This is a genomic window from Gillisia sp. Hel_I_86 (assembly GCF_007827275.1).
In the GTDB taxonomy this organism is placed as follows: Bacteria; Bacteroidota; Bacteroidia; order Flavobacteriales; family Flavobacteriaceae; genus Gillisia.
This window is the reverse complement of sequence record NZ_VISE01000001.1, coordinates 3,537,984-3,558,543: the sequence shown is the minus strand read 5'-3', so window position 1 is coordinate 3,558,543 and position 20,560 is coordinate 3,537,984. Positions and strand designations below refer to the sequence as shown.

Genomic DNA, 20,560 nt, shown 5'->3' with positions numbered 1-20,560 from the left:
AAATTATACTTCAAAGGTTGAATCTACATGTTCTTTTATTAAATCTCTGAGGCCTTCTATCGACTCCCATTCTTCATTTTCAGCAGAATTATACTGAAAACCAGGTTTTACCTTCTCAGCATTAAAATTATTAATAAATTCCTCTAATTTCCATTTATGGGTTGAAGGAAGGATGGTATAATATTTACCTAAATCGTAGGTGTAATAAGAATCCGATGCGGTAATCATTTCTTCATGAATCTTTTCACCTGGACGAATTCCAATAACAGGCTTTTCGCATTTAGGTCCAATTGCTTCAGCTACATCAGTAATTTTGTAAGAAGGAATTTTTGGAACAAATATCTCACCACCCCATGCGTGTTCTAAGGCATGCATTACCATATCTACACCTCCCTGTAATGAGATATTAAAACGGGTCATTGTTGGGTCTGTTATTGGCAAAACTCCCCCACTCTTCTTTTTCAAGAAAAACGGAATTACGGAACCATTCGAACCCATAACATTACCATATCTTACTACAGAGAACTTTATAGGGTTCCAACCTGTAATATTGTTTGCTGCAACAAATAATTTATCGGAAGCTAGTTTGGTGGCGCCATATAAATTAATAGGAGCGGCAGCCTTATCAGTAGAAAGTGCTACAACGCGAGAAACTTCTGTTTCTAAACAAGCATTAATAATATTTTCTGCACCCATGATATTGGTTTTTACACATTCCATAGGATTGTACTCAGCAATAGGGACATGCTTCATGGCGGCAGCATGAATAACATAATCTATGCCTTTTAAAGCTCTTTTTACTCTGGCTTCATCCCTAACATCCCCGATGAAAAAACGAAGTTGTGGATATTCTGACGTGGGATAATCCTGAGCCATCTCGAACTGCTTTTGTTCGTCGCGAGAAAAAATAATTAGTTTTTTTACATCTGGGTATTTTTTTAAAATATGAGCTGTTAAAGCTCTTCCGAGAGAACCGGTTCCTCCGGTTATGAGAATAGATTTATCTTTTAAGTCTAACATAGCTGTCAATCATTTGTTTAAATTTCTTGTAATTAGTTTAAATTTTTAATTTATTCCAGTTTCTACATCATTTTAAAGAAGCTTCTCATACTGAACATTTCGTCGCTTTTCATGACAAAAATTTTGTCTAAGTTTTTTATAAGGAGCCTCTTATAAAATGTTCTTAGACATTCACTTTATTCACCCCCACAGCATAATGATTAATTTATTTAACATAGAAAAAACATCTCCATAATGAGTAAAAAAAAATAAATTGAGTTCAATTCCCAGAGCATCTATACCTTCTAATAAAAAAATCAATCCCCTAAGACTTTCCGTATCTATCGAACTGGTGCCACTCACCATTTGAGACAAAAACATCGTCAATCCCAACCCATCCAAAACTCCAATTAAAAGGCATAGCGCAAACACAATGAAATTGTGGTATCACAAATGAGAATAAAAATAAGCCAAACTCTCAAAGTATTTTTTACTTATTTTTTTTACCAAAATTGTATTTTTTTTTAAATTATACATTGTAGGATTTATTCTCTTTTTAAATATTTAATGATAATACTGTTTGTACCACGCAACGAACTCTTTAATCCCTTTACTTATTGAAGTACTGGGACTATAATCATAATCTTTAATCAAAGATTCCACATCTGCCCAAGTCCGGTTTACATCACCAGCTTGCATTGGAAACATTTGTTTTAGTTCTAATTAAAGATCCAAAACCACTACCATAAAATATATTGTCACCTAATATTAGAGCAACTTTATCTTTCCCAATAAATTCCTCTCCTATAACAAAAGCTTCCGCTAAACCATTTGGTTCAGGTTGTACAGCATATTCAAATTTACAACCCACTTGAGCACCATCTCCCAGTAAATTCTTAAAGGCCTCCTGATCATGTGGGGTCGTGATGATTAATATTTCCCTAATTCCAGCAATCATTAATACCGAAAGCGGGTAATAGATCATTGGCTTGTCATAAACAGGTAACAATTGTTTGCTAACAGAAATTGTTATTGGATATAAACGGGTTCCAGATCCTCCCGCTAATATTATACCTTTCATAATTATTAAATTTTTACTTGTTTATAATTATATTTATTTTCCAAGAACCAATTATAAGTAGCTTTAACACCTATCTCTAGGCTAGTTTTGGCCTCCCATCCGGCATTTCTCATTTTATCCACATTCATTAACTTACGTGGAGTACCATCTGGCTTTGAACTATCCCATACTATTTCTCCTTTATGACCTACAACTTTTTGAATTAACTCTGCCAATTCTTTAATAGAAAGATCTCTTCCTGTTCCTATATTATATAGATGCTCGGGCAATTTATTCTCTACTGCAAAAACAACGGCATCTGCCATGTCGTCTACATGTAAAAATTCCCGCATCGGACTGCCGCTACCCCATAGTTCGACGGACTTACTATTTACTTTCGCTTCATGAAATTTTCTAATCATTGCAGGTAAAACGTGCGAAGTTTTTAAATCGAAATTATCATGGGTTCCATATAAATTAGTTGGCATTAAACTCACATAATCCTTCCCAAATTGTTTTCTTATCGCTTCACAGGCTTTAACTCCGGCTATTTTAGCAATTGCATAGGACTCATTGGTCGGCTCTAAACTTCCGGTGAGTAAATAATCTTCTTTAAGTGGTTGTGGGGCAAGCCTTGGGTAGATACATGAACTTCCTAAAAAGATGAATTTCTCTACTTTAGTTTTATGAGCATTATCTATTAAGTTATTCTGAATTTGTAAGTTCTCCATTAAGAACTGGTATGGGTATTCATTGTTAGCAAGGATGCCTCCAACCCGTGCTGCAGCATCAATAACCACTTCAGGTTTTTCTTTTTCAAAAAAGTTGGACACTGCTTTTTGATCTCGAAGGTCCAATTCTTTGCTGGTCTTCCCCAAAAGATTAGAATATCCTTTAATAGTCAAAGCTCTCCAGATTGCAGAACCCACCATTCCGTGATGACCGGCGATGTATATTTTTGAATCTATATTCATTTCAATAGTTTTAAATTCCGAAGCAAGTTCAAAATGACCAATAAGCGAGCCTACTACTCGAAATAATTTAAAATATTATATCCTCCTTCTTGCAAATGCTGTTCTTTCTGCATTAATTTCACATCGCTTTCCATCATGTCTTTAACCAAGTCTTGTAAATCAAATTCTGGAATCCATCCAAGTTTTGTGTTTGCTTTTGATGCATTACCAATAAGCAATTCCACTTCTGTTGGTCTGAAATATTTTGGATCTACCGCTAAAACTTCTTTCCCTTCTTTCAATTGGAATTCAGGATTGCTACAAGTTACTACATAAGCTTTCTCGTTAACACCTTCTCCTTCGAACTTAAGCTCTATGCCAACCTCTGCAAAACTCATACTCACGAAATCTCTAACAGGAGTTGTCTTTCCGGTAGCAATTACCCAATCCTCTGCTTCCTCAGCCTGAAGGATCATCCACATCATTCTCACATAATCCTTGGCATGACCCCAGTCACGTTGGGCATCTAAATTTCCTAAATAGAATTTATCCTGTAACCCCAATGCAATACGGGAAGTAGCTCTGGTAATTTTTCGGGTAACAAATGTTTCCCCTCTAATAGGAGATTCGTGATTGAACAAGATCCCATTGCAAGCAAACATATTATAGGCTTCCCTATAATTCACTGTGATCCAATAAGCATACATTTTTGCAACTGCATACGGACTTCTTGGATAAAATGGGGTAGTTTCAGATTGCGGAACTTCTTGTACTTTCCCATAAAGCTCGGAAGTAGAAGCCTGATAAATCCTTGTCTTCTTTTCCAAACCTAAGATCCTAACCGCATCTAAAATTCGTAAAGTCCCAAGTCCATCTGCATTACCTGTATATTCAGGAATCTCGAAAGATACATGTACATGGCTCATCGCTGCTAAATTATAAATCTCATCCGGCTGAATTTGCTGTATAAGACGTATTAAATTTGTGCTATCAGTCATATCCCCATAGTGTAGAATAAAGCGTTGGTTTTCTTCATGAGGATCCTGGTATAAATGATCTATTCTATCTGTATTGAATTGAGAGGCCCTTCTTTTTAAACCATGTACGATATATCCCTTTTTTAAAAGGAATTCACTTAAATATGCGCCGTCCTGTCCGGTAACACCGGTTATTAATGCTACTTTCATTCTCTAATTTCTATTATAATCGTCCTCAATCCTTACTATATCGTCTTCTCCAAAATATGTCCCGTGCTGAACTTCTACAAATACTAAAGGTTCTTTAAATGGGTTTTCAATTCTATGTTTTGCACCCAATGGAATAATTACTACTTCCCCTGCCTTATAATCTCTCACTTCTCCATCTATTGTAATTCTACCTGTTCCATGCACGATTGTCCAGACTTCCGCCCTTTTATGATGATATTGATAGGAAAGCCTTCCTCCTGGATTTACTTCTATTCTTTTCACTTTGTGGGTATCGGCCTCTTCCAATACCCAATATTGACCCCATGGTCTTATGTCATGTTCCATATTTAATTATTTTAACTGAAGTATTTTCTTCTAAAACTTGAATATAAATAAAACGATCATGAGTAACGTTCATTTTAAAATAGTTTCATAAAAATTATCTAAATAATTATGCCAATCGCTTATCACCATACGAATTCTAATTGTGACCTTCTATTATTTATTCAACATTAATGAATTATTATCAAAATTAAGTATAGTAAGTATAGAATGTTGCTTTAAACAGCCTCTATTTGGACTGAACTTAAAATTAAACAATTATTAATATTGCTCATTATAATACTTTTGATAGTCCCCAGAAGTTACATTATCCAACCATTTTTTATTATTTAAATACCAATCTATTGTTTTTTCTAACCCTTCTTCAAAAGTAACAGATGGTTTCCATCCTAATTCTTTATTTATTTTAGTTGCATCTATTGCATATCTTTTATCATGGCCAGGTCTATCCTTAATATATGTTATCAATTTTTCAGATGTACCTTTATCTCGACCTAATTTCACATCCATTATATCACATAGTAATTTAACTAAATCAATATTCTGCCATTCATTAAATCCACCGATATTATAGGTGCTTTTTAATTTACCATTATGAAAAGCTAAATCTATTGCTACTGCATGATCTATAACATATAACCAATCTCTAGTATATTTTCCATCACCATATACAGGTAAATTTATATTATCAATAATGTTATTAATAAAAAGTGGAATTAGTTTTTCAGGAAATTGATTAGGCCCGTAATTATTTGAACAATTTGTTATAATATAGGGTAGATCATAAGTTTCACCGTATGCTCTCACAAAATGGTCTGAACTTGCCTTTGAAGCTGAGTATGGAGAATTTGGATCATATGAGGTACTTTCAGTAAATAATCCTGTTTCTCCTAAAGTTCCATATACTTCATCTGTACTTATATGATAAAACAAGTTGTTTTTATAATCTTTAGACCAGTGATCTTTCGCTGCATTCAATAAATTCATAGTTCCAATTACATTTGTTTTTACGAATGCCAACGGATCTTTAATGGAACGATCTACATGAGACTCTGCAGCTAAATGGATAACTTTATCAAACTTATATTTTTCGAATAAACTATTAATTTCCAGGATATTATTTATATCCGCTTTTATAAAATGATAATTCGATCTATCTTCTATGTCCACCAAGTTTTCCAGGTTACCGGCATAGGTCAATGCATCCAAATTAAATATCTCGTATTCCGGATATTTATTCACAAACAACCTCACTACATGAGAACCAATAAAACCTGCACCTCCAGTAATTAAAATCTTCATGATTAATTATTATTTGTAATATTGTTTGTACCAAACAATGAATTTATTCACGCCTTCACTAACATTAGTTTTTGGATTATAATCAAAAACCTGCTTTAATGAGTCTACATCTGCCCAGGTCCGGTTTACATCACCAGCTTGCATTGGAAACATTTCTTTTTTAGCTTCGATACCCAATTGTTTTTCAATTTCTTCGATAAAATCCAAAAGTTTTACAGGTTTGCTATTGCCTATATTATATAAAGAATATTTTTCTCCCTCATTCTCTTGGTTTATCACCTTGACAACACCATCTATGATATCATCAATATAAGTAAAGTCACGCTCAAGATTTCCTTGGTTAAATACCTTAACGGGATTTTCTTTTATTATGGCATCGGTAAATAAAAACATAGCCATATCAGGTCTCCCCCACGGTCCGTAAACAGTGAAAAATCTTAAACCTGTTGTTTTAAATCCATATAAATGGCTGTAGGTATAAGCCATTAATTCATTGCTCTTTTTAGTTGCGGCATATAGGCTTATAGGATGATCTACATTGTCTTCAGTGGAAAAAGGAACTTTTGTATTTAGTCCATAAACGCTAGAACTGCTCGCGTAAATTAAATGTTTGACATTATGATGCCTGCAACATTCCAGAAGATTAAGATAACCTACAACATTGCTGTCTATATACGCTTCAGGATTTTCAATACTATAGCGCACACCTGCTTGCGCAGCGAGGTTACAAACAATTTCGAAATTGTATTCCTTGAAAATCTCCGGAAGGTTTTCCCTATCCTCCAAATTAAGTCTTATAAACTTAAGATGGTCATATTTATTACTGGAAACAGGCTTATTAAAAATTTCTGCCCCGGATCTCTCAATTCCCAATTCCTTCAACCTGTCGTATTTCAGATTTACGTCATAGTAATTATTGATATTATCAATACCAACAACATTAAAACCTTCTTTTAAAAGTTTCTCCGCCAAATGAAAGCCAATAAAACCAGCTACTCCTGTAACTAAAATATTTTTCATAATTAATCCAATTAACTTCCAATCATAAAAAACTAAGACCCAATTTTTTTAAAATCAGCTTTATCCAATAATCACCTATCCTCAAATAAAAATGCCTATTACAGCATATCCTCATAAACTACTTTCTTTTCCAGATCTTCAATCGCTCCCATACACTTAAAAATGCCACAGCGTGATCATTTTTATACGCTTCCTGAAAGATGTAAATAAGCTTTAGCCAAATTATTTTTAAATTTTAATTTCTCCCGCAGGAAATTTTTTGTGCAAACTTAACTTTTTAAAGGCAGTTCTCCTTTAACAAAACATACTTTAGCTTTTATATAACAGTCTTTTTCGATAATATGGATAACTCTATTTCTCCAATCAACCGATTCTTTCATATTTTACGCTCCCTGCAATTCCCCCAATTTCCTGAAATATGGAGATTCGGAAATTAAATTTTCATATCTAATAAGGTCTAAAATTTTACTGCCTTTGATTATAACGATTCTATCTGCATTTTTTATAGTGGCAATTTTATGGGTAATTATTAATAAGAGTGTAATTTCCTATAAGTTGCTCAATACTCAATTGTATGGCCTTCTCCGTCTCACAACCCAATGGGGAAGTAGCCTCGTCTAAAATCAATATTTCCACATCTTTATGCAGCTCACGGGCTATGGAAATATGCTGTTTTTGCCCTCCACTTAAATTAATTCCATTATTTTTCAACATGGTATGCTCAAATAAGGGCAAATTTTGAATAAATTCTGTTACAGCTACCTTCTTTATTGCTTCCTGAAACTCGTTTTGTTTTTCTCTGAAAGTTTCGCCCGAAAGCGCACATTATTAAAATAGTATCATTAAAAATGATGGAATCCTAATTAATGTAACCAACTAGCAATTCCAGGCTAGATTTTAATTCAGCTATTGCTGCCTCTTTAGCAAAACTATTAACTCTTCGCCATGTTCAACATCACTAATACAAAGATTTTTCTGAATATATTTCCATATTAAATTATTGAAATATTTAACCTGAAGTGACCCAAATTTATTATTGGTGAGTTTTATATAGAACTTTAACCATTTAGGTTCCCTATATACGTATTCCACTTTTTCAATTTCGAAGGGGATGTTCGCCGCCTGAAGCTGATTTTCAAACAATTCCTGGTTATAATGTCTATAGTGCTTTGCAGAAACCGGTTTTACCGTGCTTGGAACACTTATTAGTATTTTGCCCTGTTCGTTTGTCCTTGCGGCAAGTTTAGTGAAAAAATCGCTTACTTCTTCATCCGGAATATGCTCTAAAACCTCAATTGCGGTGACTATATCAAACTTTTCTTCAATTTCGGAAGCATCTTTAGGAAAGAACTCAATCTCCGGATGGAAAGCCTTTGCAAAGCCTATGGCCCGCTTAGAAAGATCTACCCCTATTTTTTTAGGTACCTCCTTACCTAATAAACCTAAAAACCGACCTTCCCCACAGCCTACATCCAACACCGAATTTGCTCTTAAGGATTCTATGATTTTTTTACAATGCAATAAATAGCAGAAATATTTATAACCCCAGGCAAGGCTACGGTAATTCACTACATTGTCCTGGTTATCTAAATGAGGTAAATGATGATAGGGAAAGTGGTACTCCAGTTCCTGTATTTTAAATTTTTTATTCAAAATTTTATTTTTTATTTAGTCCTGTGGTATTTATAGTATTCCCTCGGCATCTCCGCAAGTCATGATTAATTTATCATCAATATGAAAGTTGTTTTCCTGATAAACAAGTACCACATTTCGATCTTTTTTGGTGTAAAGAAAGTTAATTTGGTTAGTGATAACATTTGGAAAATAATAAATTATATAGCATTGTTCATATTTGCAAAGCGCTTTAACCGCGTAGTTTATACTATTTATATCCCCAACGTAATCGCAAAATATAATATATTTAATTGCTTTGTACCTATTGATCCTGTAGGCCAAATAATTCTTGCTACCCTGAAAGGAAAACTCCTTTAATTTATACTCCTTTCTTTCGTACCTCCATTTTAAAAATTCCGTAGAATTTGCGCTTGTATAATAATTGTAATAAAGTTTTTTGGAAGCATCTTCTGGATTAAAATCCCTAATTTCACCATGGTTTTTGGTAGAAGGTACCACAACCCCCACCCTATAGTGAAAATCCCTATGTAAAGAGCGCCACCCTACTTTCATCATTTCGGGATGACTATTTTGATTGGGGTTTGCATATAAAAATTCATAATTTCCCTCGTGTAAATCCAGGGAAAACCGCAATAAATGTTTGAAAATTCCTTTTCCCCTATGTTCTGGTGCCGTACAACCATCTACTCCCCTAAGACAACGAATTACTCCTTTATCTTTAGACTGAAAATTATATTTCATATAAATTACGGTAGCAATAATTTTACCATTGTATAAAGCAAGTCCTCCTTTAGATTCCCCAAAAGGATTACGAGTATGTTTCCATAGCAGTAATTCTTTAGTGTAGCGTTTATTCTTATAAGCATGAATGTGTTTTACCGTTTCTTCAATATCCTTTTCTAAGTCAAAAGCCCTATACTCGATCATAATTTTAATATTAGTAATTTTCCTTAACTCCTTTTAATCTTGCAACGAGATGAGTATAGGTGGAGTGGGCGCCAGAAACCTTTGCCTTTAATTCTGGAAGGCTCATATAGGAGTTGGCAGCAATTCTCGCTATTCTAAGAGGGTTTAAGTCTTTCTCGTTAATTTTATGTTCAAATAAAAATGCCAGTTTCACTGAATATTCTTTAAGAATTTTTTCGGCCCTGCCACTATGATTTCCGTTTGGATAAGCAAAATACTCAAATGTCCCTACCTGCCAATCCTTAAAACATCTTTTGGAATTATCCAGTTCTGAAATTATCTCTTCTGTTTCACATTTATCAAACATAGGATGAGTATGGGAATGATTCCCTATTTCAATATTAGAATCTTCAAAATAATGTAAATCTTCACTTGTCAATTGTTTTCCATAAACAGGTATTGTTTCCTTTTTTACTTTTCTTCTTTCCCTGTTGGGAACTTTTTTTAAGCTGTTTAAACAGCTCCTAATTTCGGCCTGGCCCTTTCCTTCCTGTGCTTTTTTTCTCGCCAGCGTATCCCACCAAAATTCCTGATTGGAATTAATTGCTTCGGTAACCACAAAAACACAGGCCGGAATTTCGTATTTCTTTAGCAACGGAAGCCCATTTTCCTTTAAGTTATAAATTCCATCATCGAAGGTTAATAATAACGGATACTTAGGTAAGCTGAAAGCTTTCTCTTTACAATATAAATAATCATGAAGCTGGGAAATGCGAATAATGGAATATTTGGCTTTTAAATGCCGAAGTTGCTTTTCGAATGGAACAGGATCGGGAACTTCGTGATAGGCCAGAACCCGTAACCTATTGCGATACAAATACCTTGTAACAGGGCTCAAAAAACTTAAAAAGAGATAAAATATGCTGCGCATATATGCTTTGGTATTATTATTCTGTAGGGTTCAAATACTTTTCATTAGTTAGAACACGATATTTTTACCTGAATTCTTTGTCTGGATAAAATCCGTATCCCTAATTACCGGGTTATAGCTGCTGTTAACATCCGGATAGGGGATTAATTCCCAGGACACATCCCTATCCATAAAAAAATAGTAGGGAGCATTTGTACTAATATATGCGAAAACCCTACTAAATATATTAAGAAAATAGGTATAGGAATTTCTCACTTAAATTAAATTTTAGAATGCACATAGGTTTAGATAAAATGCGGGTAGCACTTAGAGGAGTTTTCATTCTTAACAAACTTTTATTTTGGCTCCATTAAATACTCACGTGCCTTTATCATACTTTTTTCATCTAAAGGAATTATTTTATAATCCAAGCTTTTCATGAGATTCAAACAGGCCTCCCGAATGTCGTCCCCGTGTGTAGAGAGGAAAATTACAGGTTTCTGAGACTTTAAAAAAGGTTCCAGATCTTTGAGAACCTGGTATTCTGCTCCTTCGATATCCATTTTTATTAAATCTGGAAACTGAATTATCTTTTCTTTAATAAATCTGCTAAGTTTTATAGCACATACGTTCATATCGCCTTCCAAACTCAGTTTACCTCCTACGGAATTCCCTCTTGCAAATCTTAAAACGCCTTCTTTATCTGCTACCGCTTTTTTAAAATGAAAAATATTATTAAGATTATTCATTTTAATATGTTTCTGCAAAAAGCCATAATTCGTTTCCACTGGTTCGAAGCTATAAACAGTAGCTGCTTTATTTACAGATTTATATAAAAGCGTATAATATCCTGCATGAGCGCCTAAATCCAAAAATATTTGGGATTCTTTAGATTTTTGAACAAATTTTAAGCTCTGATTACTCTCGTAAGTGCCTAGCCAAACACTATTGTTATGTGAACCTGCAATCCATTTTTTTCCTCTCAGGGGTCCAGTAAGAATGGGGATTACCATACTCTTTGGAATTATTAAAAAAGGCAATCTTAATAACCTTCCAAAAAGATTGCTCCTTCTCAATAAATTGTGTTTTCTTAAGTTCAGCATAGTGATGTAACGGCAGTTTAGTATTTCTTTCGAACCTATTAGAGACCACTGCATAGTCCTAAATTGATCTTATGTAACGTTGTTTGAAAAATCAAAATTACAACTAAAATTGTTCCTCCCCATATATAAAAGTATTTGTTGCCAATAATCACCATACTATAAAAAGTATTCTTTTGGATAAGCATAGGTCTTAGATTTCCTGCAACCGGACCATTTTTTTGAAATAGGGCGATTCTCTAATCAATTTATCATAACTGGCTATTTCCGAAATTCTTCCATTTTTCATTATTACAATTTTATCAGCATTTTTAATGGTGGCAATCCTATGGGCTATAATAATAATTATATAATCTCCTTTTAGGTTGTCCATATTATGCTGAATGACCATTTCTGTTTCAGAATCCAATGCTGAAGTTGCTTCGTCCAAAATAAGAACCTCTACTTCTTTATACAATTCTCTTGCAATAGAAATACGTTGTTTTTGACCACCACTTAATTTGATGCCGCTATGACCAAGTGGTTCATTTTCTTTTTCGGGAAGGGAATTAACAAAATCTGAAAGCGCAGCCTTATTTACTGCCTTCCAAAACCGTTCTAGGTTTTTCTCCGTTCGTTCGGCCCAAAAAGAAATATTGTTAAAAAGCGAATCATCAAAAACCACAGGATCCTGAGTAATATATCCTATTCTTTTTTGTAGATTATTAATATTTATATCTTTCGTTGGTATCTTATTTATAAGGAATTCACCTTGATCAACTGGCAATAAACCGGCAATAATATTTACTAAAGTGGTTTTCCCACTGCCGCTTTCTCCCACTAAAGCAATAGTCTCCTTTTTATTTATTCTGAAGGAAATATCTTTTAATATTGAAGTTTTTTCATAATTGAAAGAAACATTTGACAATTCTATAGTTTGAATTGGTTCTTCAAAGTTTACAGTTCCTCTTTTTTCCTGATTAACTTGTAATTCTCTGCTAAATTTTGTCATATTCTCTAAAGACCCAGACGTTCCCAAGAACTTATTCCATCTTATCTGCAAATGCACTAAATAACCTAAAGCCCTATAGAAAAATATTAAGCTGATTATAATAGGACCGAGATCGGAATCGAAATAGGTGATTTGAATAATAATTACAGCTACTACAACAGTTATTAGAATAGGTTCTCTTCCAGCATTGAGCAAAGCATCGAGTTTACCGATTTTTTTATTGCTCTGCTCAATCCTACTCGTTGAATCTATAAGCCTTTTGGTATATTTATCTGATGCTCCTGTGGCTTTAAGGTACTTGAAATTTCCAATATTCTGAATTACCAAGTTTTCAAAAACATTATTTTCACCAGTTAATTTTCGAGAAGCTTTTTTAGTGTTCTTATATAAATTTTTATAAAGAAAATTGGTTAAAACCCCTCCCAAACTCACTAAAACAGCAAACTGGGCATCTATAAAGAAAGCAAAAACCATATATATAAAAACCAGGATACCGTACTGGAAGGATGTAAAATATTCAGTATATGCACCTGAGACCTTATTTATCTCTCCTGTTAAAGTATTTTGAACTCTTCCAAAATTAGTATTTACGAAAAATTTATATGAAAGCCTATTCAATCCTTTTACAAGACTTACTCTTAATTTTTTAATAAACCATTGTTGCACATTCACCTTATATATACCTGAAACGTAGAGCATCACGCCTTTTCCGAAGAAAAAAACCAACATAAGGCAAAGAATAGAAACTAAATTCAAGGGTATACCTATCACTTCGAAAAAATCTACTAAAAAACGTAATCTCCCCAAAGAATCAGGATTAACCGTCGCTGATTCACTTACTAACTGTAGTAGGGGTAAAAACATTGTTAAACCTAGGCCATCCAAGAGCCCTACAATTACACTGAGAAAAACAATCACAAAAATTCTGTATCCTAAAAAAGAATAAAAATAGGAGAGGCCTGCAAAATACCTTTTAATAAATTTTTTAAAAAAATCCACTTTTCTATTCAAGTTAAACTAAAATTAACAACCTCTGCATACTAATATTTTATCTCTTCCCATCGGAAATAATATGAATAGAAAATTTCTCAAACAGATTAATCTTCTAGTGAAAGAACTTCATATTTTTCCCTAAACTCCCCATCCGGTTTAAAGCCATATCTGTACCCTATTTCTTCAAGCACTGGATTGCGGTAATCATTTAAAATATATAAAAATCTAAAGTGTTTGTATAAGAAAACATCAGAACCTACAGGATAATCTCTCCGGGTTTCTTCAGCGATCTCCAATTGTTCATTATATACCCCTTTATACCTATTTATCCTAGCAAACAACAAACCTGCTATTATTGCTAATACAAGATTTGAAATCATAAAGAATTTTTTATTGGATAGGTCTAAATTCCTTGCTAACAATATAAAAACAAATGGAAAGCTAAGTATAAAATAATGAGCTACGGTTTGTATATATAATGGTAAAAGATTAACGAAAATCCCGAGAATCAAAACTGTATCAATTTTATTCCGAAATGGATTAATGCGAACAAATATAATTGGTATTACTAATAAGATGAAAATCTTTGCACCTGCCAAAAACCTGAACCAGGTAGCCTCCAACTCTATCATCTCCTGGTCGTATCCAGAACCGGTTAACTGTAGTGATAAAGCCGTGAAACTAACCTGTTGCACAAGAACAAAATAGGTTAAAAAAATAATCAAGGGTAAAAACATTCCTAATATGAATTTTACGAAATAATCCTTTTGATAACCGTGATACACAAATATTAACACAAAAAATGGCAGAAAATTGAAAATGCCATATTGTTTGGAAAAGAAACCTAAAGCCAGAAAAAATCCACACCAAAAGAATTTCTTTTTAATTAAAAGATAGTATGCCATAAAGCAAAACATAATCACATATACCTCAAGGTTTATATAAGAACCGTCTGAACTTAAAACGGCTATAAACAGAAAAAGACTTAAGAAAGCAGATAGTGCTTTTCCAAGGCCTTCGCTCCTACTTATTTTGTAGAAAAACAAAACCGATATTGCTATTATACAATATTGAAAAGTCAGGAAAAGGTGATAGGAAGGATTATCTGTCAATAATCTTACAAGAGAGTTAAGATACATAGCTATAGGTGTATAACTACTGAAAATATCCCTATATGGTATATAGCCTAGAGCAATATCCCTGGCCATAGAAAGATAGTAAGGGGCATCTGTACTAATATAAGCGAAAACCACACTTAAAAGAAGCAGAAAAAAAAGAACAATTCCCCAAAAAAAGTTAATTAGCTTTAATCGTTTCATCTATTGTATTGGTAATTAAATCTATTGTATTTTTCCCAAGTTCAAAATAGAAGGGCAATCTTAGTAAACACTGGCTATATCTATCTGAATTTTTCAATTCTGTTCCGTGATATTTTTCGGAATAAAACGGGCTTTTATGCAAGCTTAAGTAATGAAAAACGGCTAAAATGTCATTCTCTTTAAGTCTTTCTATAAGGAGTGAACGTAGTTCCATATTTTCACAAACCATATAAAACATATGCCCATTATTTGTTGCGTAATTGGGAATAACTGGAAGTTTTACCATAAAGGCTTCACTTAAATGCTGAAGTTTTTCCCGATATAAGTTCCATATTTCAATCCTTCGCTTTTGAATTTCTTCTAAATGTTCCAATTGTGCCCATAAAAATGCCGCTGTAATTTCTGAAGGAAGAAATGAACTTCCAATATCCACCCAACTATATTTTGCTATTTCACCTCTAAAAAAAGCTGAACGGTTAGTGCCTTTTTCCCAAATAATCTCTGACCTTTCCATTAAACTGGAATCATTGATCACCAACATCCCTCCCTCACCAGAAATTATATTTTTTGTTTCATGAAAAGAAAAAGTACTTAAATGACCAAAGGAGCCCAATGCGCTTTTAACACCATCATTACCAATATAATAGCTATCAATGGCATGGGCTACATCTTCAATAACAAATAGATCATATCTATTGGCCAATCCCATAATTATATCCATATCGCAAGCCACGCCTGCATAGTGTACAGGGACAATTGCCTTGGTTCTCGGACTAATTAATGATTCTATTTTAGATTCGTCCATCCCAGGATGGTCATCTCTACTATCAACAAAAATTATTTTGGCTCCCCTAAGAACAAATGCATTCGCAGTGCTTACAAAAGTATAAGCTGGCATTATCACTTCATCCCCGGGTTGTATATTTATTAAAATCGCAGCCATCTCCAAAGCGTCTGTACATGAAGTTGTCAATAAGCACTTCCCAAACTTGTATTTTTCTTCAAAAAAACGCTGACATTTATTCGTGAATTTCCCGGCACCGGAAAGTTTCCCGGAAGCCATGGCTACTTTAATATAACTTAGCTCATTACCAGATATATATGGTTTGTTAAAAGGAATATTCATTTTATATCAAATCGGCTTTTTTTACTTGTATAAGGCATTAAACCCTACTTTTCATTATTGGATTATTGGCAATAATGATTTTCATTATTATCTTATTTAATCAAATCCTCTAGTTCCGTTTTTTGTTGCTCCTTAATAATCCTAATTAAATATTCCCCTATTATTCCAAAGGCCAATAAATTTAGTCCCCCAAAAAAACTAATAAGGGATACTGTAGAAGCATATCCTGGATAATCTATACCTATCAATAGTTTTCTAAATACGATGGAAAAAATAAAAATCATTGATCCTAAAAACCCTATTATGCCAATAAAACCCAATATTCTTAATGGTAGTGAGGAATAATACAAAATCCCATTAAGGGAAAGTGTTATCAATTTCGATAAATTATAATTAGTACTTTCAAACATCCTGTTTTCATGATCAACCTTGATGTTTTTTAAATTACTGGTAGCATTAACCATCAGGCTGGAAACAGCAGGCATCGCATTATAATTCTTGGTTATGGACTTTCCCAAATCCCTACTCATAATTCTAAATGAGGAAAGGACCAGACCTTTTGGTTTATCTAGAAAAATGACATCTATCTTTTTAAAAACATAACTCCCAAAAGACCTCCATAAGGAGTGTTTCCTTTCCAAATAATTTGGAACAGCAAAAACCCCTTCTATAACAACATTAGAAGTAATAGCGTTTATTAATTTGGGAATTTCGTTAATTGGGTGCTGAAGGTCATCATCCATTGTGATTACGTAATCTCCATTGGACCTATTAATTCCAGCTAGGGTAGCAATGTGTTGACCTTGGTTTTTCCTGAAAGCAATTGTTTTTATATTCACATACTCCTGCTCCAAGTAATCCAACATTTTTTTTGTTTCCAAGAAAAAAGGACTGTCATTTACAAATATAATTTCAAAGCTATACCCTAATTCGGTTTCCATCTTCGAAAGTTCTGAAGCTATGATCTTAAGACTCTCCGAACTTTTATAAACAGGAATAATTATTGAAATTAATGACATTGATTTAATATTTGTGATATTCTCGAGTATAACTGAAATTAAATTAACATTTTAAGGATATTAATTGTTATTCTATATTCCATTTTGAATTATTTCGAATAATTTTACATGGATTCCCATAAGCAATTACCCCAGAGGGGATATCTTTAGTAACCAAACTCCCCGCTCCTATCACAGAATTTTTTCCTATATTAATTCCATCCAATATAGTAGCGCCTGCTCCAATTACAGATCCTTTGCCAAGAATAACTTTACCTGCTATAATAGCCCCAGGGTTAATGTCCACAAAATCCCCAATTATACAATGATGCCCAATTAATGCACCTCGTTTTATGGTTATCCCAAAACCAAGTTTTGTTTGAGAACTTATGGTCACATTTTGCTCCACGAAACACCCAGCATCCAAAGTTACCGATTTTGATATATAGGACGTTTGGTGAACCACATTTATAAACTGCTTTATTGAAAGTTTATAAGTGTCCTTGAAATAATTGAAGATAGGAAATTTGTTTTTGGGTCCTGATGCACCAAAGATCACCGGATTTTTTTTATCTGGACCATTTCCTAATTCATGAAGGGCATATGGAAATTCGAAATTTGGCATTTGCGGTATGGCTTTCATTTTCAAATTAAGGAAAATATCCAAAAAATTTGCCTGCCCATTATCATTTAAAATATCAAAAATCACACTAACTAAATACTGCGACATTCCCAAAATTTGAATTTTTTTATCCATTCCTATGACGATTATAAAAACCTAATGCTCCAAAATCCTTAGGTTTAAAAAATTCTTTTTGGTTAATCTCAATCAACTCATGCGTTCTCTTAATCAACTCAACATTCGAAACAAGTCTCGTTCTACTTGAATCCCACCAAATATTATCTTCTAGACCCACTCTTGCGCCATAACCCATTGAAATAGCAGTTGCATTAACTGGCAATTGTTCTGCGCCCAAACCAGCTAAGGACACAAAATGGTCTTTGGGAATTTCATTCACTGCTGTTCCAATTTGTAAATACGAAGCTTGAAAACCTGCTATATTCCCAAATAATAAGTTCCAGTAAAATGGACCTTTAATATATTCTTTATTTATTAAATATTTGCCGTAATTAATCATTCCCAGATCAAAACATTCCAACTCGGGAACAACGCCATAGCCTGACATTTTTTCAACCAGCCTAATAATTATTTCCGGATCATTTATAGAAGCTTGACGTAAAAAATTTAGAGATGAAAGTGTTAAGGAGCACATATCTGGTTTCAGTTCTATTACTGCAGATCGCTTTTCGAATTCAGGAAAATTTCGACCAGAGGTACTACCACATATTATTAAATCTGGGCAGTGTTTACGAACTCCCTCAAAAATTTCCCTATACACTTCTGGTTTCCATGTTGGAACTTGGTTCTCTTCCCGTGCATGTAGATGTGCCATGGTAATCCCTATCTCATAAGCTTCATGAGTTTGTTCTATTATTTCATTGGGAGAAATGGGAACATGGGAAGTCATGGCTTTTGTTGGGATCATTCCCGTAGGACAGAAATTGACTATAATTTTATTTTTATTCACAATATATGAATTATACTAATTATTAGTTCTTATCTCAAATAATTTACAGAAATTTAAAAAAATAACTGATCCTAAAAAAAAGGGATTCCAAAAATGATGAAATTCTAAAATAGGCAATAGAATAAATCAAATTTGATACTTAAGTGTTAAACCTTAATTTTACAATAATCAACTACCTATTGCATAGAATTCAAAACCAAGTTCTTCTTTTGTTTTTCGATCTAGTAACCTTCTCCCATCAAAAAGGAATGCTGGTTTTAGCATATCATCATAGATCTTTTTCCAATCCAGTTCCTTAAATTCATCCCATTCGGTTAAAACAGCAACTGCATGCGAGTCTTTGCATGCTTCTTCAGCAGTATTAACCACTTTTACCAGAGACCTGTTTTCAGAATCTGGTCTTGTTCCTAAATAATCTAAATCTGCATAAATTTGTTCCGCAGTCACTTTAGGATCGTACACCACAATTTCAGCTTGCTCATTTAAGAGATAATCTGAAACATAAATTGCTGCAGATTCCCTTGTATCATTCGTGTCTTTCTTAAATGCCCAGCCTAAAATAGTTATTTTTTTACCTGAAACTGTATTGAATAAAGTTTTTACAATATTAGCGGCAAATCTGCGCTTTTGATGATCATTTAAAATAATCACTTGTTCCCAAAAATCTGCAACTTCATTCAATCCAAATGATTTAGCTATATATACCAAGTTCAAGATATCCTTCTGAAAACACGAACCTCCAAATCCAACAGAAGATTGCAAAAATTTAGACCCTATTCTGGAATCCATTCCTACAGCCTTTGCTACCTCGTTTACGTTGGCACCTGTTTTCTCACACAATTCACTCATCGCATTTATAGACGACACTCGCTGAGCAAGAAATGCGTTCGCTGTTAGTTTTGAAAGTTCAGAAGACCAAATATTTGTTGTGAGAATATGTTCAGCCGGAACCCAATTAGAATAAATATCCACAAGGGATTGTACCGCTTTTTTACCTTCAGCAGTATCAATATCCCCACCTATTAGTACTCGATCTGGATTATTTAAATCCTCTACAGCAGTTCCTTCTGCTAAAAATTCTGGATTGGATAAAATTTGAAAATCAACACCATTCCCTGTATTTTCTAAAATATCCTTTAATGCTTGAGCAGTTCTTACCGGTAAAGTTGATTTTTCAACTACAATCTTATCATTTTTAGCAACTCGGGCAATTTGTCTTGCACATAGCTCTATATATTTAAGATCGGCAGCCATCCCCTTGCCCATTCCGTAAGTTTTAGTGGGCGTATTTACCGAAATGAAGATCATCTCAGCATTATCAATTGCACTGTCGACATCTGTCGAAAAAAACAAGTTTCTGCCCTTCGCTTCTTTCACTATTTCTGATAAACCTGGCTCATAAATTGGAATCTTATTTACATCCTCGTCATTCCAGGCAGCGATCCTTTTTTCATTTATATCTACTACCGTTACTTTGATATCAGGACATTTTTGAGCTATAATTGCCATGGTCGGGCCTCCTACGTATCCTGCTCCTATGCAGCAAATGTTTTTAATTGTAGTCATCTTAATATTTTCTTTTCTTATAGTTTAAGTAACGGAGTAACCATGTAACGTTGTGATCATGTTACGGAGTAAAAATTTAACGCAATAACCTTGTGACGGAGTAAAAATGTGATGTTGTGACCAAGTGACGCAGTTACGTAGTTTCATTTAACTTCAATATATCGTCACTTTTATAAAATATTACTTTACATCATCACTTCTTCACTCCTTCAAACTTTGTATTAATTTCAACAACATTCTGCGAATGTAAATGGATTGTTCTTTTAATTCATTATTTTCTGAAATAAATTTCAATCGACCGGCGATTTCCATTTGCGTTTCCAATTCTGCCAGTGAACCCAACGAAATATATAGAAAGCGAATAAATTCCTTTTTACTGTTCCGGGCAGCACCTTTTGCAATATTTGAGGGAACAGAAACCGCCGCTCTTCTAAGCTGACTTATTAAACCAAATCTTTCATCAACAAGAAAATTTTTCGTTAAATTGTAAACTGCAACAACAAGATCAATACTTGTTTTATAAACAGTCAAGTCCTTGTGGGATTTCATATTCTTTAAATTGTT

The 20,560-nt window shown here is 33.6% G+C and carries 20 protein-coding genes and 1 pseudogene; all 21 read right to left on the bottom strand.

All coding sequences use genetic code 11. The annotated features are described in order from the left end of the window. Positions 1–3: 3 nt before the first annotated feature. Positions 4–1,020: a UDP-N-acetylglucosamine 4,6-dehydratase (inverting) gene (gene pseB, locus JM83_RS16025; protein WP_144963118.1), complete on the bottom strand. Its 1,017-nt coding sequence runs from the start codon at positions 1,018–1,020 to the stop codon at positions 4–6. Positions 1,021–1,702: 682 nt separating this feature from the next. Next, positions 1,703–2,080: pseudogene (locus tag JM83_RS16015) on the bottom strand (sugar nucleotidyltransferase); the annotation flags it as partial. A 5-nt stretch (positions 2,081–2,085) separates the two neighbouring features. Further along, complete coding sequence (locus JM83_RS16010) at positions 2,086–3,033, bottom strand: GDP-L-fucose synthase family protein (protein ID WP_144963117.1); 948 nt, start codon at positions 3,031–3,033, stop codon at positions 2,086–2,088. A 53-nt stretch (positions 3,034–3,086) separates the two neighbouring features. Beyond that, a complete protein-coding gene (gmd, locus tag JM83_RS16005; RefSeq protein WP_144963116.1) occupies positions 3,087–4,199 on the bottom strand; it encodes a GDP-mannose 4,6-dehydratase in 1,113 nt (370 codons plus the stop codon). Between the two features lie 3 nt (positions 4,200–4,202). Beyond that, on the bottom strand, positions 4,203–4,544 hold the full coding sequence (locus tag JM83_RS16000; RefSeq protein WP_144963115.1) for a phosphomannose isomerase type II C-terminal cupin domain: 342 nt from the start codon (positions 4,542–4,544) through the stop codon (positions 4,203–4,205). Positions 4,545–4,802: 258 nt separating this feature from the next. Then, positions 4,803–5,843, bottom strand: coding sequence for a dTDP-glucose 4,6-dehydratase (gene rfbB, locus JM83_RS15995; protein WP_186435024.1), 1,041 nt, complete (start codon positions 5,841–5,843; stop codon positions 4,803–4,805). A 9-nt stretch (positions 5,844–5,852) separates the two neighbouring features. Beyond that, positions 5,853–6,863, bottom strand: coding sequence for an NAD-dependent epimerase (locus JM83_RS15990; RefSeq protein WP_144963113.1), 1,011 nt, complete (start codon positions 6,861–6,863; stop codon positions 5,853–5,855). 516 nt (positions 6,864–7,379) lie between these two features. Continuing rightward, the gene (locus tag JM83_RS15985) at positions 7,380–7,607 is read right to left on the bottom strand and encodes an ATP-binding cassette domain-containing protein (RefSeq protein ID WP_409994709.1); all 228 of its coding nucleotides are present in this window, start codon (positions 7,605–7,607) and stop codon (positions 7,380–7,382) included. A 162-nt stretch (positions 7,608–7,769) separates the two neighbouring features. Then, positions 7,770–8,516, bottom strand: coding sequence for a class I SAM-dependent methyltransferase (locus JM83_RS15980; RefSeq protein ID WP_186435023.1), 747 nt, complete (start codon positions 8,514–8,516; stop codon positions 7,770–7,772). Positions 8,517–8,546: 30 nt separating this feature from the next. Beyond that, positions 8,547–9,425: a GNAT family N-acetyltransferase gene (locus tag JM83_RS15975; RefSeq protein ID WP_144963110.1), complete on the bottom strand. Its 879-nt coding sequence runs from the start codon at positions 9,423–9,425 to the stop codon at positions 8,547–8,549. Between the two features lie 10 nt (positions 9,426–9,435). Beyond that, complete coding sequence (locus JM83_RS15970; RefSeq protein WP_144963109.1) at positions 9,436–10,335, bottom strand: polysaccharide deacetylase family protein; 900 nt, start codon at positions 10,333–10,335, stop codon at positions 9,436–9,438. A gap of 48 nt (positions 10,336–10,383) precedes the next feature. Then, positions 10,384–10,590 carry a hypothetical protein gene (locus JM83_RS15965; protein ID WP_144963108.1) on the bottom strand — a complete coding sequence of 69 codons (207 nt, stop codon included), beginning with the start codon at positions 10,588–10,590 and terminating at the stop codon, positions 10,384–10,386. Positions 10,591–10,670: 80 nt separating this feature from the next. Beyond that, on the bottom strand, positions 10,671–11,417 hold the full coding sequence (locus JM83_RS15960; RefSeq protein ID WP_186435022.1) for an FkbM family methyltransferase: 747 nt from the start codon (positions 11,415–11,417) through the stop codon (positions 10,671–10,673). 190 nt (positions 11,418–11,607) lie between these two features. Then, positions 11,608–13,404, bottom strand: coding sequence for an ABC transporter ATP-binding protein (locus JM83_RS15955; protein ID WP_144963106.1), 1,797 nt, complete (start codon positions 13,402–13,404; stop codon positions 11,608–11,610). 98 nt (positions 13,405–13,502) lie between these two features. Further along, a complete protein-coding gene (locus JM83_RS15950; protein WP_144963105.1) occupies positions 13,503–14,717 on the bottom strand; it encodes a hypothetical protein in 1,215 nt (404 codons plus the stop codon). Then, entirely contained in the window at positions 14,695–15,843 is a 1,149-nt protein-coding gene (gene rffA, locus JM83_RS15945; RefSeq protein WP_144963104.1) for a dTDP-4-amino-4,6-dideoxygalactose transaminase, read from the bottom strand. The genes JM83_RS15950 and rffA overlap by 23 nt, the downstream gene beginning before the upstream one ends. Before the next feature lie 92 nt (positions 15,844–15,935). After that, positions 15,936–16,862: a glycosyltransferase gene (locus JM83_RS15940; RefSeq protein ID WP_144963103.1), complete on the bottom strand. Its 927-nt coding sequence runs from the start codon at positions 16,860–16,862 to the stop codon at positions 15,936–15,938. A gap of 67 nt (positions 16,863–16,929) precedes the next feature. Continuing rightward, positions 16,930–17,598, bottom strand: coding sequence for an acetyltransferase (locus tag JM83_RS15935; RefSeq protein ID WP_144963102.1), 669 nt, complete (start codon positions 17,596–17,598; stop codon positions 16,930–16,932). Then, positions 17,591–18,430, bottom strand: coding sequence for a 3-keto-5-aminohexanoate cleavage protein (locus JM83_RS15930; RefSeq protein WP_222430240.1), 840 nt, complete (start codon positions 18,428–18,430; stop codon positions 17,591–17,593). The genes JM83_RS15935 and JM83_RS15930 overlap by 8 nt, the downstream gene beginning before the upstream one ends. Before the next feature lie 168 nt (positions 18,431–18,598). Then, positions 18,599–19,996, bottom strand: coding sequence for a nucleotide sugar dehydrogenase (locus tag JM83_RS15925; RefSeq protein ID WP_144963100.1), 1,398 nt, complete (start codon positions 19,994–19,996; stop codon positions 18,599–18,601). 201 nt (positions 19,997–20,197) lie between these two features. Then, complete coding sequence (locus JM83_RS15920) at positions 20,198–20,545, bottom strand: four helix bundle protein (RefSeq protein WP_144963099.1); 348 nt, start codon at positions 20,543–20,545, stop codon at positions 20,198–20,200. Positions 20,546–20,560: the final 15 nt, after the last annotated feature.

Bases quoted from the DNA above. Each gene is read 5' to 3' on its own strand.
- JM83_RS15970 (WP_144963109.1), bottom strand. From the start codon at position 10,335: ATGCGCAGCATATTTTATCTCTTTTTAAGTTTTTTGAGCCCTGTTACA.
- JM83_RS15950 (WP_144963105.1), bottom strand. From the start codon at position 14,717: ATGAAACGATTAAAGCTAATTAACTTTTTTTGGGGAATTGTTCTTTTT.
- gmd (WP_144963116.1), bottom strand. From the start codon at position 4,199: ATGAAAGTAGCATTAATAACCGGTGTTACCGGACAGGACGGCGCATAT.
- rffA (WP_144963104.1), bottom strand. From the start codon at position 15,843: ATGAATATTCCTTTTAACAAACCATATATATCTGGTAATGAGCTAAGT.
- JM83_RS15940 (WP_144963103.1), bottom strand. From the start codon at position 16,862: ATGTCATTAATTTCAATAATTATTCCTGTTTATAAAAGTTCGGAGAGT.
- JM83_RS15920 (WP_144963099.1), bottom strand. From the start codon at position 20,545: ATGAAATCCCACAAGGACTTGACTGTTTATAAAACAAGTATTGATCTT.
- rfbB (WP_186435024.1), bottom strand. From the start codon at position 5,843: ATGAAGATTTTAATTACTGGAGGTGCAGGTTTTATTGGTTCTCATGTA.
- JM83_RS16000 (WP_144963115.1), bottom strand. From the start codon at position 4,544: ATGGAACATGACATAAGACCATGGGGTCAATATTGGGTATTGGAAGAG.
- JM83_RS15960 (WP_186435022.1), bottom strand. From the start codon at position 11,417: ATGCTGAACTTAAGAAAACACAATTTATTGAGAAGGAGCAATCTTTTT.
- pseB (WP_144963118.1), bottom strand. From the start codon at position 1,020: ATGTTAGACTTAAAAGATAAATCTATTCTCATAACCGGAGGAACCGGT.
- JM83_RS15975 (WP_144963110.1), bottom strand. From the start codon at position 9,425: ATGATCGAGTATAGGGCTTTTGACTTAGAAAAGGATATTGAAGAAACG.
- JM83_RS16010 (WP_144963117.1), bottom strand. From the start codon at position 3,033: ATGAATATAGATTCAAAAATATACATCGCCGGTCATCACGGAATGGTG.
- JM83_RS15990 (WP_144963113.1), bottom strand. From the start codon at position 6,863: ATGAAAAATATTTTAGTTACAGGAGTAGCTGGTTTTATTGGCTTTCAT.
- JM83_RS15935 (WP_144963102.1), bottom strand. From the start codon at position 17,598: ATGGATAAAAAAATTCAAATTTTGGGAATGTCGCAGTATTTAGTTAGT.
- JM83_RS15925 (WP_144963100.1), bottom strand. From the start codon at position 19,996: ATGACTACAATTAAAAACATTTGCTGCATAGGAGCAGGATACGTAGGA.